This is a genomic window from Kluyvera sp. CRP, assembly GCF_019930565.1.
Taxonomy (GTDB): Bacteria; Pseudomonadota; Gammaproteobacteria; order Enterobacterales; family Enterobacteriaceae; genus Kluyvera; species Kluyvera georgiana_A.
This window is the reverse complement of sequence record NZ_CP082841.1, coordinates 4,416,184-4,429,891: the sequence shown is the minus strand read 5'-3', so window position 1 is coordinate 4,429,891 and position 13,708 is coordinate 4,416,184. Positions and strand designations below refer to the sequence as shown.

General features: G+C 57.5%; 11 protein-coding genes. All 11 read left to right on the top strand.

Annotated elements, in window-relative coordinates; all coding sequences use genetic code 11:
• Nucleotides 1-6: 6 nt before the first annotated feature.
• The 11 genes from gmd (at nt 7) to wcaM (ending at nt 13,669) form a co-directional block, all read left to right on the top strand.
• The gene (gmd, locus tag K7B04_RS21110; RefSeq protein WP_032281169.1) at nt 7-1,128 is read left to right on the top strand and encodes a GDP-mannose 4,6-dehydratase; all 1,122 of its coding nucleotides are present in this window, start codon (nt 7-9) and stop codon (nt 1,126-1,128) included.
• Between the two features lie 2 nt (nt 1,129-1,130).
• Nucleotides 1,131-2,096: a GDP-L-fucose synthase gene (locus K7B04_RS21105; protein WP_223802957.1), complete on the top strand. Its 966-nt coding sequence runs from the start codon at nt 1,131-1,133 to the stop codon at nt 2,094-2,096.
• Between the two features lie 3 nt (nt 2,097-2,099).
• Nucleotides 2,100-2,579 (top strand): GDP-mannose mannosyl hydrolase, encoded by a 480-nt coding sequence (locus K7B04_RS21100; RefSeq protein WP_115205314.1) that lies wholly within the window; start codon nt 2,100-2,102, stop codon nt 2,577-2,579.
• Complete coding sequence (gene wcaI / locus K7B04_RS21095) at nt 2,576-3,799, top strand: colanic acid biosynthesis fucosyltransferase WcaI (RefSeq protein WP_223802956.1); 1,224 nt, start codon at nt 2,576-2,578, stop codon at nt 3,797-3,799. The genes K7B04_RS21100 and wcaI overlap by 4 nt, the downstream gene beginning before the upstream one ends.
• Nucleotides 3,800-3,802: 3 nt before the next feature.
• Nucleotides 3,803-5,239 carry a mannose-1-phosphate guanyltransferase gene (cpsB, locus tag K7B04_RS21090; RefSeq protein ID WP_001575923.1) on the top strand — a complete coding sequence of 479 codons (1,437 nt, stop codon included), beginning with the start codon at nt 3,803-3,805 and terminating at the stop codon, nt 5,237-5,239.
• A 103-nt stretch (nt 5,240-5,342) separates the two neighbouring features.
• The gene (gene cpsG / locus K7B04_RS21085) at nt 5,343-6,713 is read left to right on the top strand and encodes a colanic acid biosynthesis phosphomannomutase CpsG (protein WP_115735702.1); all 1,371 of its coding nucleotides are present in this window, start codon (nt 5,343-5,345) and stop codon (nt 6,711-6,713) included.
• 131 nt (nt 6,714-6,844) lie between these two features.
• Nucleotides 6,845-8,239 carry an undecaprenyl-phosphate glucose phosphotransferase gene (wcaJ, locus tag K7B04_RS21080; protein WP_001575921.1) on the top strand — a complete coding sequence of 465 codons (1,395 nt, stop codon included), beginning with the start codon at nt 6,845-6,847 and terminating at the stop codon, nt 8,237-8,239.
• A 9-nt stretch (nt 8,240-8,248) separates the two neighbouring features.
• Nucleotides 8,249-9,730, top strand: coding sequence for an MOP flippase family protein (locus tag K7B04_RS21075; protein ID WP_223802955.1), 1,482 nt, complete (start codon nt 8,249-8,251; stop codon nt 9,728-9,730).
• A 31-nt stretch (nt 9,731-9,761) separates the two neighbouring features.
• Nucleotides 9,762-11,042 carry a colanic acid biosynthesis pyruvyl transferase WcaK gene (wcaK, locus tag K7B04_RS21070; RefSeq protein WP_223804210.1) on the top strand — a complete coding sequence of 427 codons (1,281 nt, stop codon included), beginning with the start codon at nt 9,762-9,764 and terminating at the stop codon, nt 11,040-11,042.
• The gene (gene wcaL, locus K7B04_RS21065) at nt 11,039-12,262 is read left to right on the top strand and encodes a colanic acid biosynthesis glycosyltransferase WcaL (protein WP_223802954.1); all 1,224 of its coding nucleotides are present in this window, start codon (nt 11,039-11,041) and stop codon (nt 12,260-12,262) included. The genes wcaK and wcaL overlap by 4 nt, the downstream gene beginning before the upstream one ends.
• Before the next feature lie 9 nt (nt 12,263-12,271).
• Nucleotides 12,272-13,669 (top strand): colanic acid biosynthesis protein WcaM, encoded by a 1,398-nt coding sequence (gene wcaM / locus K7B04_RS21060; protein WP_223802953.1) that lies wholly within the window; start codon nt 12,272-12,274, stop codon nt 13,667-13,669.
• The last annotated feature ends 39 nt before the right edge of the window (nt 13,670-13,708 follow it).

Here is a 13,708-nt window from a genome sequence, read left to right as displayed (position 1 = left end):
AATAGAATGTCAAAAGTCGCACTTATTACCGGCGTAACGGGGCAGGACGGTTCTTATCTGGCAGAACTGCTGCTGGAAAAAGGCTATGAAGTTCACGGGATTAAACGCCGTGCTTCTTCCTTTAACACCGAACGTGTCGATCACATCTATCAGGATCCGCACAGCAGCAACCCGAAGTTTCACCTGCACTACGGTGATTTGACCGACAGCTCCAACCTGACGCGCATTCTGCAGGAAGTGCAGCCGGATGAAGTGTATAACCTGGGCGCGATGAGCCACGTTGCCGTGTCGTTTGAGTCGCCGGAATATACCGCCGACGTGGATGCGATGGGCACGCTGCGTCTGCTGGAAGCCATCCGCTTCCTGGGGCTGGAGAAGAAAACGCGTTTCTATCAGGCTTCCACTTCGGAACTGTACGGCCTGGTGCAGGAAATTCCACAAAAAGAGACCACGCCGTTCTATCCGCGCTCGCCGTATGCGGTCGCCAAACTGTATGCCTACTGGATCACCGTTAACTACCGTGAATCTTACGGCATGTACGCCTGTAACGGCATCCTGTTCAACCACGAGTCTCCGCGCCGCGGCGAAACCTTTGTGACGCGTAAAATCACCCGCGCCATCGCTAATATCGCTCAGGGTCTGGAGAAGTGCCTGTACCTCGGCAACATGGATTCCCTGCGCGACTGGGGCCACGCCAAAGACTACGTGAAAATGCAGTGGATGATGCTGCAACAGGACCATCCGGAAGATTTCGTTATCGCCACCGGCGTGCAGTATTCGGTTCGCCAGTTCGTCGAAATGGCGGCGGCACAGCTGGGTATCAAACTGCGCTTTGAAGGTAAAGGCGTGGAAGAAAAGGGGATTGTCGTTTCCGTCACCGGTCACGATGCGCCGGGCGTGAAACCGGGCGATGTGATGGTGGCCGTGGATCCGCGCTACTTCCGTCCGGCAGAAGTTGAAACCCTGCTCGGCGACCCGACCAAAGCGCATGAGAAACTGGGCTGGAAACCGGAAACCACCCTGCAGGAGATGGTCTCTGAAATGGTCGCCAAAGACCTGGAAGCAGCGAAGAAACATTCCCTGCTGAAATCCCACGGTTATGAAGTGGCGATCGCGCTGGAGTCTTAAGTATGACCAGACAACGTATTTTTGTGGCGGGCCACCGGGGAATGGTGGGCTCGGCCATCGTCCGCCAGCTTGCACAACGCGGCGACGTGGATCTGGTGGTTCGCAGCCGCGATGAGCTCAACCTGCTGGATAGCCGCGAAGTGAACGACTTCTTCGCCGCTGAAAATATTGATCAGGTGTATCTGGCGGCGGCAAAGGTGGGCGGCATTGTGGCCAACAACACCTTCCCGGCGGATTTCATCTACGAGAACATGATGATTGAAAGCAACATTATTCACGCGGCGCATACGCACAACGTGAATAAGCTGCTGTTTCTCGGTTCATCGTGCATCTATCCGAAAATGGCTAACCAGCCAATGCACGAAAGCGAGCTGCTGCAGGGCACGCTGGAAGCGACTAACGAACCGTACGCGATTGCGAAAATTGCCGGTATCAAGCTGTGCGAGTCCTACAACCGCCAGCATAATCGCGACTATCGCTCGGTGATGCCGACCAACCTGTACGGGCCGAACGATAACTTCCACCCGAGCAATTCGCACGTTATTCCGGCGCTGATGCGCCGCTTCCATGAAGCGGTACAGCAAAACGCCGCGGACGTGGTGGTGTGGGGGAGCGGCACGCCGATGCGCGAGTTCCTGCATGTGGACGATATGGCGGCAGCCAGTATCCATGTGATGGAGCTGGATCGCGGCGTCTGGCTCGAAAGCACGCAGCCCATGCTGTCGCATATTAACGTTGGCACCGGCGTTGACTGCACCATTCGTGAGCTGGCGCAGACGATGGCGAAAGTGGTGGGCTTTAAAGGGCGGGTGGTGTTTGATGCCACCAAACCCGACGGCACGCCGCGCAAGCTGCTCGACGTTTCTCGCCTGCATCAACTGGGCTGGTACCACGAAATCTCGCTGGAGGCTGGTCTTGCCAGCACTTACCAGTGGTTTCTGGAAAACCAGCGCCACTTCCGGGGGTAACGCATGTTTCTGAGCCAGGAAGCGTTTGCCACCGTGGTGCAGTCTACGCCGCTGATCTCCATCGATTTGATCGTCGAGAACGCGCAGGGCGAGTTTTTGCTGGGCAAGCGCAACAATCGTCCGGCGCAGGGGTACTGGTTTGTGCCGGGTGGTCGGGTACAGAAAGATGAAACGCTGGAACAGGCGTTTGCCCGCCTGACCGAGGCCGAACTGGGGCTGAGCCTGCCGATGACGGCAGGCCGCTTTTACGGCGTCTGGCAGCATTTCTATGACGACAACTTCTCCGGCACGGATTTTTCGACCCATTACATTGTGCTTGGTTTCCGTCTGCAGGTGGACGCCGGAACCTTAACGCTGCCGGACGATCAGCATAATGAGTACCGTTGGCTGACACCGCCTGCGTTACTGGCGTCGGACAACGTTCATGAAAACAGCCGCGCCTATTTCCGGGTCGACAAATTGGCCGAGGTGCCGGGCCTATGAAGATTCTGGTGTATGGCATCAACTATTCGCCCGAACTCACCGGCATCGGCAAATACACCGGCGAAATGGTCGAGTGGATGGTGCAGCAGGGTCACGAGGTGCGGGTGATTACCGCGCCGCCGTACTACCCGGAATGGCAGGTTGGCGCGAAATACTCAAGCTGGCGCTACCGCCGGGAAAACGGCGATGCCACCGTCTGGCGCTGCCCGCTGTACGTGCCAAAGCAGCCGTCGACGCTGAAGCGTTTGATCCATCTCGGTAGCTTTGCGTTCAGCAGTTTCTTCCCGCTGATGGCCCAACGCCGCTGGAAGCCGGATCGCATTATCGGCGTGGTGCCGACGCTGTTCTGCACCCCCGGTATGCGCCTGCTGGCGAAGCTCTCCGGCGCGCGGACGCTGCTGCATATTCAGGATTATGAAGTCGACGCCATGCTCGGGCTGGGCATGGCCGGTAACGGTCGCGCCGGCAAGGTGGCAAAACTTGCCAGCGCCTTTGAGCGTAGCGGGCTGCACAACGTCGACAACGTATCGACCATCTCGCGCTCGATGATGAACAAAGCCTGTGAGAAGGGCGTTGCGCCGGATAAGGTGATTTTCTTCCCCAACTGGTCGGAAGTTTCCCGTTTTCGCGAGGTACCGGAAACGCTGGTGATGGCGCTGCGTCAGCGTCTTGGCCTGCCGGATGAACGCAAAATTATTCTCTACTCCGGCAATATCGGTGAGAAACAGGGGCTGGAGAGCGTGATTACTGCCGCCGAACAGCTCCGTGAACAGCCGTGGCTGTTTGCCATTGTCGGTCAGGGCGGCGGTAAAGCGCGGCTGGAAAAAATGGTCGCCGAACGTGGGCTGGATAACGTCAAGTTCCTGCCGCTGCAGTCGTACGAAGATTTACCCGCGCTGCTGGCGATTGGCGACTGCCATCTGGTGATTCAGAAGCGCGGCGCCGCGGATGCGGTGTTGCCTTCCAAGCTGACCAATATTCTGGCGGTGGGCGGCAACGCGGTGATTACCGCTGAACCGCAGACCGAGCTGGGCCAGCTATGTCTGGACAATCCGGGCATTGCGGTGTGCGTGACGCCTGAATCGGTTCCGTCGCTGGTCGACGGGATTGAGCAGGCGCTGAAGATGCCGAAGCGAAATGCGGTCGCCCGCGCCTGGGCCGAACGTTCGCTCGATAAAGAACACGTTCTCAACCAATTTATTGCTGATATTCGGGGTTAAACGATGAGTCAAACTACGCTTTTCCCGGTCGTGATGGCCGGTGGCTCGGGTAGCCGACTGTGGCCGCTGTCCCGAGTGCTGTACCCCAAACAGTTCCTGTGCCTGAAAGGGGACATGACCATGCTGCAGGCCACGGTGAACCGGCTGGACGGCGTGAAGTGCGCCAGCCCGGTGGTGATCTGCAATGAGCAACACCGCTTTATCGTGGCGGAACAGCTGCGTCAGCTCAACAAGCTGACCGAAAACATTATTCTGGAACCAGCAGGGCGCAACACGGCGCCAGCCATCGCCCTGGCGGCGCTGGCGGCTAAGCGTCGCGAACCGGACTGCGACCCGCTGATGCTGGTGCTGGCGGCGGACCATGTGATTCAGGACGAAGAGGCCTTCCGCGCGGCGGTTCGTCATGCCACGCCGTATGCTGAAAATGGCAAGCTGGTGACCTTCGGTATCGTGCCGAACGTGCCGGAAACCGGCTACGGCTATATTCGCCGTGGTGATGTCACGCCGGGTACAGACGACACGCTGGCCTTCGACGTCGCCCAGTTTGTCGAAAAACCCAATCTCGATACCGCACAGGCCTATGTCGCCAGCGGTGAATATTACTGGAACAGCGGCATGTTCCTGTTCCGCGCCGGGCGCTATCTGGAAGAGCTGGGCAAGTATCGCCCGGATATTCTTCGCGCCTGCGAAAAAGCGATGGACGTCACCGACCCGGATCTCGATTTTATCCGCGTCGATGAAGCGGCGTTCCTGAGCTGCCCGGACGAATCTATCGATTATGCGGTGATGGAGCAGACCGCGGATGCGGTAGTGGTGCCGATGGACGCGGGCTGGAGCGACGTTGGCTCCTGGTCATCGCTGTGGGAGATAAGCAACCACACGCCGGAAGGCAATGTGCACCATGGCGATGTTATCAGCCATAAAACCGAAAACAGCTATGTCTATGCAGAGTCTGGCCTGGTGACGACCGTCGGGGTAAAGGACCTGGTGGTGGTGCAAACCAAAGACGCGGTGCTTATCGCCGATCGCAACGCGGTGCAGGACGTGAAAAAGGTGGTCGAGAAGATTAAGGCCGACGGCCGCCACGAACACCACATCCACCGGGAAGTCTACCGCCCGTGGGGCAAGTATGACTCGATTGATTCCGGCGATCGCTATCAGGTTAAGCGCATCACCGTGAAGCCGGGGGAAGGGCTGTCGCTGCAGATGCATCACCACCGAGCGGAACACTGGATTGTGGTGGCGGGCACCGCCAAAGTCACTCTCAATGACCAGATTACGCTGCTGGGTGAGAACGAATCTATCTATATCCCCCTTGGCGTCACCCACTGCCTGGAAAACCCGGGGAAAATCCCGCTCGACCTGATTGAGGTGCGATCTGGCGCCTATCTGGAAGAGGACGACGTGGTGCGTTTCCAGGATCGTTACGGGCGCGTGTAGCGCCCGGCTGGCCGGATAAGCGCGGCGCATCCGGCAAATCACGACACCAAAATTGATGGCCATAACGGTCAGGGCGAACTGTTGCCTGAAGAAAGGTAAAAACATGACGAAATTAACCTGTTTTAAAGCCTACGACATCCGCGGCAAGCTCGGCGAAGAGCTGAATGAAGACATCGCGTGGCGCATTGGCCGCGCTTACGGTGAATATCTGAAGCCGAAAACTATCGTGCTGGGCGGCGATGTGCGCTTGACCAGCGAGGCGCTGAAACTGGCGTTAGCCAATGGCCTGCGCGACGCGGGCGTTGACGTGCTCGATATCGGGCTTTCCGGCACCGAAGAAATTTACTTCGCCACCTTCCATCTCGGCGTTGATGGCGGCATTGAAGTGACCGCCAGCCATAACCCGATGGATTACAACGGCATGAAGCTGGTGCGGGAAGGCGCGCGCCCCATCAGCGGCGATACCGGCCTGCGCGACGTACAGCGCCTGGCGGAAGCCAACGACTTCCCACCGGTCAATGAGGCCGCGCGCGGTAGCTACCAGAAAATCAACCTGCGTGACGCCTATATCGACCATCTGCTGGGCTACATCAACGTGCAAAACCTGACGCCGCTGAAGCTGGTGGTGAACTCCGGTAACGGCGCGGCAGGCCCGGTGATTGACGCGCTGGAAGCCCGCTTCAAGGCGCTGAATGTGCCGGTGAGTCTGATCAAAGTGCACAACACCCCGGACGGTACCTTCCCGCACGGTATTCCTAACCCGCTGCTGCCGGAGTGCCGCGCGGATACCCGCGATGCGGTCATCAAATACGGTGCCGATATGGGTATCGCTTTTGATGGCGACTTCGACCGCTGCTTCCTGTTCGACGAGAAAGGACAATTTATCGAGGGCTACTACATCGTCGGCCTGCTGGCGGAAGCCTTCCTCGAAAAGAACCCCGGCGCGCGCATCATTCACGACCCGCGTCTGTCGTGGAACACCGTGGACGTGGTCACAGCTGCGGGCGGCACGCCGGTGATGTCGAAAACCGGTCATGCCTTTATTAAAGAGCGCATGCGTCAGGACGACGCGGTTTACGGCGGTGAAATGAGCGCCCATCACTACTTCCGTGATTTCGCCTACTGCGACAGCGGCATGATCCCCTGGCTGCTGGTCAGCGAACTGCTGTGCCTGAAGGGCAAAACGTTGGGTGAACTGGTACGCGACCGCATGGCGGCGTTCCCGGCGAGCGGTGAAATCAACAGTCATCTGGCGGCACCGTCAGAAGCGATTGCCCGCGTGGAAGCACATTTTGCCGGCAGCGCGCTGGAGATCGACCGTACTGACGGCATCAGCCTGGCGTTTGCCGACTGGCGCTTCAACCTGCGTTCTTCCAATACCGAACCGGTGGTGCGCTTGAACGTGGAGTCTCGCGGAAATACGCCGCTGATGCAGGCGCGAACGCAGGACATTCTGGCGTTGCTTAATCAGTAATTATTGCCCCTCACCCTAACCCTCTCCCCAGAGGGGAGAGGGAACCGAACGTGCAGGCTGCGGATTGGTTTTTCTCCCTCGCCCTTTGGGGAGAGGGCCGGGGTGAGGGGAAACGACGAATAGGACCAACGATGACGACTCTAAAAAAGCGCGAACGAGCTAAAACGAATGCATCGTTAATCTCCATGGTGCAGCGTTTTTCCGACATCACCATCATGTTGGGGGGATTGTGGCTGGTGTGTCAGGCGGTTGCGTTGCCGTTTTTATATCTCCATCTGTTGATGGCGCTGGTGACGCTGGTCGTTTTCCAGATGATTGGCGGGATTACCGATTTCTACCGCTCCTGGCGCGGCGTGCGTATCACCACCGAATTGCTGCTGCTGTTGCAGAACTGGACGCTGAGCCTGGTGTTTGCCGCCGGACTGCTGGCGTTTAACGATGATTTTAATACCAACTTTACCATGTGGCTGGCGTGGTACCTGATTAGCACCATCGGCATGCTGGCGAGCCGCGCGTTCATTCGCTACGGCGCTGGCATGCTGCGCCATCGCGGCTATAACACCCGCTATGTGGCCGTCGCCGGGGATATGCCGGAAGGGCAGGCGCTGCTCGAAAGCTTCCGCAACCAGCCGTGGCTGGGCTATGAAGTGGTCGGCAGCTATTACGATGCTAAACCAGGCGGCGTTAACGCCGACTGGATGGGCAATCTTGAACAACTGCTCGACGATGCCCGCAGCGGCAAAATCCACAACGTCTACATCTCGATGGCGATGCAGGAAGAGAGCCAGATTAAAGAGGTGGTCCGTTCTCTCGCCGACACCACCTGCTCGGTGCTGCTGATCCCGGATGTTTTCACCTTCAACATCCTGCATTCACGCGTAGAGGTGGTGAACGGTATTCCGCTGGTGCCGCTGTACGACACGCCGCTCTCCGGGGTGAATCGTATTATCAAACGGCTGGAGGATATCGTGTTGGCGCTGGGCATTCTGCTGCTGATTTCGCCTGCGCTGTGCTGCATCGCGCTGGCGGTGAAGCTGAGTTCGCCGGGCCCCATCATCTTCCGCCAGACCCGCTACGGTATGGATGGTAAGCCGATCAAAGTGTGGAAATTCCGCTCGATGAAGGTCATGGAGAACGACAAGGTGGTGAAACAGGCGACGCAAAACGACCCGCGTGTGACCCGTGTCGGCAACTTCCTGCGCCGCACCTCGCTGGATGAACTGCCGCAGTTTATCAACGTGCTCACCGGCGGCATGTCTATCGTCGGCCCGCGTCCGCACGCGGTGGCGCACAACGAACAGTACCGTCAACTGATTGAAGGCTACATGCTGCGCCACAAAGTGAAGCCTGGCATTACCGGCTGGGCGCAGATCAACGGCTGGCGCGGTGAAACCGATACCCTCGAGAAGATGGAAAAACGGGTGGAGTTCGATCTCGAATACATCCGCGAGTGGAGCCTGTGGCTCGATATCAAGATCGTCTTCCTGACGGTGTTCAAAGGCTTTGTCAACAAAGCAGCCTACTGAGGAAGTGACATGGGCCTGAGAGAAAAAACCATCAATGGCGCGAAATGGTCGGCGATGGCGACGGTGGTGATTATTGGCCTGGGGCTGGCGCAGATGACCGTGTTGGCGCGGCTGTTTGACGGCCATCAGTTTGGTCTGCTCACCGTGTCGCTGGTGATTATCGCGCTGGCGGACACGCTGTCGGATTTTGGTATCGCCAACTCGATTATTCAGCGTAAAGCCATCAGCCAGATTGAGCTGACCACGCTCTATTGGCTGAACGTCGGGCTGGGGATTGCGGTGTTTGCCGCGGTGTATCTGCTGAGCGATACCATTGCGCGGTTGCTGCACAACCCGGATCTCGCGCCGTTGATCAAAACGCTGTCGCTGGCCTTCGTGGTGATCCCCCACGGTCAGCAATTTCGTGCGCTGATGCAAAAAGAGCTGGAGTTTAACAAAATCGGCTCCATTGAGACCGCAGCGGTGCTGTCGGGCTTTACCTTTACGGTGATCAGCGCCTGCTTCTGGCCGCTGGCGATGACCGCAATTTTGGGTTATCTGGTCAACAGCGCCGTACGTACGCTGCTGTTCGGCTATTTTGGCCGCAAGATTTATCGTCCAGGTCTGCATTTTTCGCTGACCACGGTCATGCCTAACCTGCGCTTTGGCGCATGGCTGACGGCGGACAGTATTGTTAACTACATCAACACTAACCTGTCGACGCTGACGCTCGCGCGCATCCTCGGCGCCAGCGTGGCCGGGGGCTATAACCTCGCCTACAACGTGGCGGTGGTGCCGCCGATGAAGCTTAACCCAATCATCACCCGCGTGCTGTTCCCGGCGTTCGCCAAGATTCAGGACGACACCGACAAGCTGCGAGTGAACTTCTACAAGCTGCTGTCGGTGGTGGGGATCATCAATTTCCCGGCGCTGCTGGGGCTGATGGTGGTGAGCAATAACTTTGTGCCGCTGGTGTTTGGCGACAAATGGCTGCACATCGTGCCAATCCTCCAGTTGCTGTGCGTGGTGGGGCTGCTGCGCTCGGTGGGCAACCCGATCGGTTCGCTGTTGATGGCCAAAGCGCGAGTGGATATCAGCTTTAAATTCAACGTCTTTAAGACCTTCCTGTTTATTCCTGCGGTGATTATCGGCGGGCAGCTCGGCGGCGCGATTGGCGTCACGCTGGGCTTCCTGCTGGTGCAAATCATCAACACCATCCTCAGCTACTTCGTGATGATTAAACCGGTGCTGGGGCCGGGCTACCGCGATTACCTGCAGAGCCTGTGGCTGCCGTTTCGTCTCTCCCTGCCGACGCTGATTTCAAGCTACGCGGTGGGGCGACTGCTGGAAGGCAGCGTTTCTCTCTCCGCGCTGCTGGCGATGCAGGTGCTGGCTGGGGTAGTCAGCTTTGCGCTGGTGATCATGCTGTCGCGCCACAGCCTGTTGCTTGAACTAAAAAAACCGCTCTGTCGGAGCGGAAAACTGAAAACGTTATTACGCGTTCCTGATTGATTTGCTTGAACCCCTTTTTGATGAGGCCATGATGAAATTACTAATTTTGGGAAACCACACCTGCGGCAACCGCGGCGACAGCGCGATTATGCGCGGCCTGCTCGATGCGATTCTTCGCCAGCAGCCGGACGTTGAAATGGACGTAATGAGCCGTTTCCCGATCAGTTCCTCCTGGTTGCAGGGGCGTGAGATTATTGCCGATCCGCTGTATCAGCTGAGCCAGAAACAGCAGGCGGCGGCAGGGGTGAGCGGGCGCGTGAAGAAAGTGCTGCGTCGCCGCTTCCAGCACAAGATCCTGCTGGCCAAGGTGACCGGCGAAGGCAAACTGCGCAACTTTGAAATTGCGCCAGAGTTTCATGAGTTTGTGCGTTTCCTTGGCAACTATGACGCGATTATTCAGGTAGGTGGGTCGAACTACGTCGATCTCTACGGCTTGACTCACTTTGAGTACCCGCTGTGCGCTTTTATGGCCAACAAGCCTATCTACATGATTGGCCACAGCGTTGGCCCGTTCCAGAACCCGGACTTCAACGAGCTGGCAAACTACGTCTTTGGCCGCACTAACGCCTTGATTCTGCGTGAAACCGTGAGCCGTGAACTGATGGCGAAAGCGCAAATTGATACCAGCAAAGTAGAGCAGGGCGTGGATACCGCCTGGCTGGTTGAGCACCGTAACGACAGTTTCGAACCCAGTTACGCGGTACAACACTGGCTGAACCTGACCGCACAGCGTAAAACCGTGGCGATCACCCTGCGCGAGCTGGAGCCGTTTGATAAACGTCTGGGCACCACCCAGCAGGCTTATGAGAAAGCGTTTGCCGAGGTGGTGAACCGTATGATTGACGACGGTTATCAGGTGCTGGCGCTTTCTACCTGTACCAGTATCGACCGCTACAACCGCGATGACCGCATGGTCGCGCTGCGCATGGCGCAGTACGTCAAAAACCGCGAGCATTTCCATATCGCCATGGACGAACTTAATGACGTGGAGATTGGCAAAATTCTTGCCTCCTGCGAACTGACTATCGGTACCCGCCTGCACTCGGCGATTATCTCGATGAACTTCGGCACGCCGGCGATTGCCATTAACTACGAGCACAAATCAGCGGGCATTATGCAGCAGCTGGGTATGCCTGAGATGGCCATCGACATTCGTCACCTGCTCGACGGCTCGATGCAAGGCGTGGTGGGCGATATTCTCAACCAGCTTCCGGCGCTGGGCGAGAAAGTCGCCGCGGCGGTGGAGGGGGAACGCCAGAAGGGCTTCACCATGATTGAATCGGTGCTGAACCGCATCCGGGAGGGCCGATGAAAGTCAGCTTCTTCCTGCTGAAATTCCCTTTATCGTCTGAGACGTTTGTCTTAAACCAGATCGTGGCGTTTATCGAGATGGGTTATGAGGTGGAGATTGTCGCCCTACAAAAGGGCGACCTGACCAACACTCATGCGGCTTATACCCAATATCAACTGGCGGACAAAGTTCGCTGGTTACAGGATGAGCCGTCAACGGCGCTGGAGAAGCTACGCTATCGCGCGTTCAGCACGTTGCGCAGTTTACACCGTCCCGCCGTCTGGCGGGCGTTAAACGCGCGGCGCTACGGGCAGGAGGCGCGCAACCTGATCCTCTCTTCTATCTGTAGCCGCACGCCCGCGCCGATTGTCGCCGATGTTTACATCGCCCACTTTGGCCCGGCAGGAGTGACCGCCGCCAAGCTGCGCGAACTGGGGGTGATCGACGGGAAGATAGCCACCGTCTTTCACGGTATTGATATCTCAAGCCGCGGAGTGTTGAACCACTACACCAGCGAATATCAGCAGCTGTTCCGCCGCGGCGACATGATGTTGCCCATCAGCCAACTGTGGGCCGACCGGCTGCAGGCGATGGGCTGCCCGACGGATAAAATTACCGTATCAAGAATGGGCGTAAACATGGACCGCTTCTCGCTGCGCCCGCTAAAAGCGCCCGATGGCTGCTTGCAGATACTCTCCGTTGCGCGTCTGACTGAGAAAAAGGGGCTACATGTAGCGATTGAGGCCTGCCGTCAGCTGAAAGAGCGTGGCGTCAACTTTCGCTATCGCATCCTCGGCATCGGGCCGTGGGAGCGCCGTCTGCGCACCCTGATTGAACAGTATCAGCTGGAAGATCACGTAGAAATGCCGGGTTTTAAGCCCAGTCATGAAGTGAAAATGCTGCTTGATGAAGCTGACGTCTTCCTGCTGCCCTCGGTAACGGGGGCCGATGGCGATATGGAAGGTATTCCGGTGGCGCTCATGGAGGCGATGGCGGTGGGGATCCCGGTGCTGTCGACGGTCCACAGCGGCATCCCGGAACTGATTGACTCCGGTCATTCTGGCTGGCTGGTGGAGGAGTACGACGCCACGGCGCTGGCGGACAAACTGCAATCACTTGGCCGGATGGATGCGCACAGCCTCCAGCCGGTGCTGGCGCGCGCACGTGAGAAAGTCGAAACCGATTTTAATCAGCAGGTGATTAACCGGCAGCTTGCCAGCCTGCTGCAGACGCTTTGCTAAGGAGGCGCTATGCACACCTTAACCCGACGTTACTTCCTTACCGCCGGGGCAACGCTTGCCGCGGCCTTACCGGTACTTTCAGCAACCGGCGCGCGTGCCGCCGAGAAGCGCTCGGCAGTGGACATACGTGACTACGTACACAATGGCGACTGGATCCGCGCGTTCAATGAGGCCTTCGCGCAGGCCGACACGGTCAACGTGCCGGCGGGGGTGGTTGTCGACAATATCAATACGGCGATTACGCTGCCGCCGGGAAAAACGCTGGCGGTTGCTGGTGCCCTGAAAGGTAACGGGCGCGGGCGCTTTATCCTGCAAAAGGGCTGCCAGGTGATCGGCAGTGGTGAAGCCAGCCTTTACAACATTACGCTGGACGTCCGTGGCAGTGATTGTACGATTGCTGGATTGACGATGAGCGGCTACGGCCCGGTGGCGCAGATTTTCATCGGCGGGAAAGACAAGCGTACGCTGCGTAACCTGACCATTACCCGCCTGACCATCACCAAAGCCAATTACGGTATTCTGCGTCAGGGCTACCATAATCAGTGGCTTGATGTGAACATCACCCACTGCCACTTCAGCTATCTGCAGGGCGACGCCATTGAGTGGAACGTGGCGATTAACGACCGCAATATCCTTATCTCCGACCACGTCATCGACCATATCGACTGCACCAACGGTAAGGTCAACTGGGGCATCGGGATCGGCCTGGCCGGCAGCACCTACGATAATGGCTACCCGGAAGAGCAGGCGGTGAAAAACTTTGTCGTCGCCAACATCACCGGCAGCAACTGCCGCCAGCTGGTGCACGTGGAAAACGGCAAACACTTTATTATACGTAATGTGAAAGCCAGCAATATCACGCCGGAATTCAGCAAGCAGGCGGGAATAGATAACGCCACGGTGGCGATCTACGGCTGTGATAATTTCGTTATTGATGGTGTCGATATGGTTAATAGCGCGGGAATGCTGATTGGCTACGGTGTTATCAAAGGCAATTATTTGTCGATACCGCAAAACTTCCGCCTGAATAATATACAGATGGACAACAGTGCTTTGGCCTATACGGTCCGCGGTATTCAAATTTCCTCAGGTAACAACCCCTCGTTTGTCTCTATCACCAACCTGTCCATGAAGCACGCTTCGCTGGAGATTCATAACAAACCGCAACACATTTTTTTGAGGAACATCAACGTGATGCAACTCTCCTCTCGTGGGCCTGCGCTGAAGCTGAACTTCGATTTACGCAAGGATGTGCGTGGGAAGTTTATGGCGAAGCAGGATACGCTGCTGTCGCTGGCGAACGTGAGGGCGGTGAATGAGAAAGGGCAGGCGGCGGTGGATATTGATCGGGTCGATCAGCATGTTGTCAACACAGAACGCCTCAACTTTGCGCTGCCGCGCCGCTGAGCACGGCAATCCACTGAATTATCGGATTACATCCAGGGA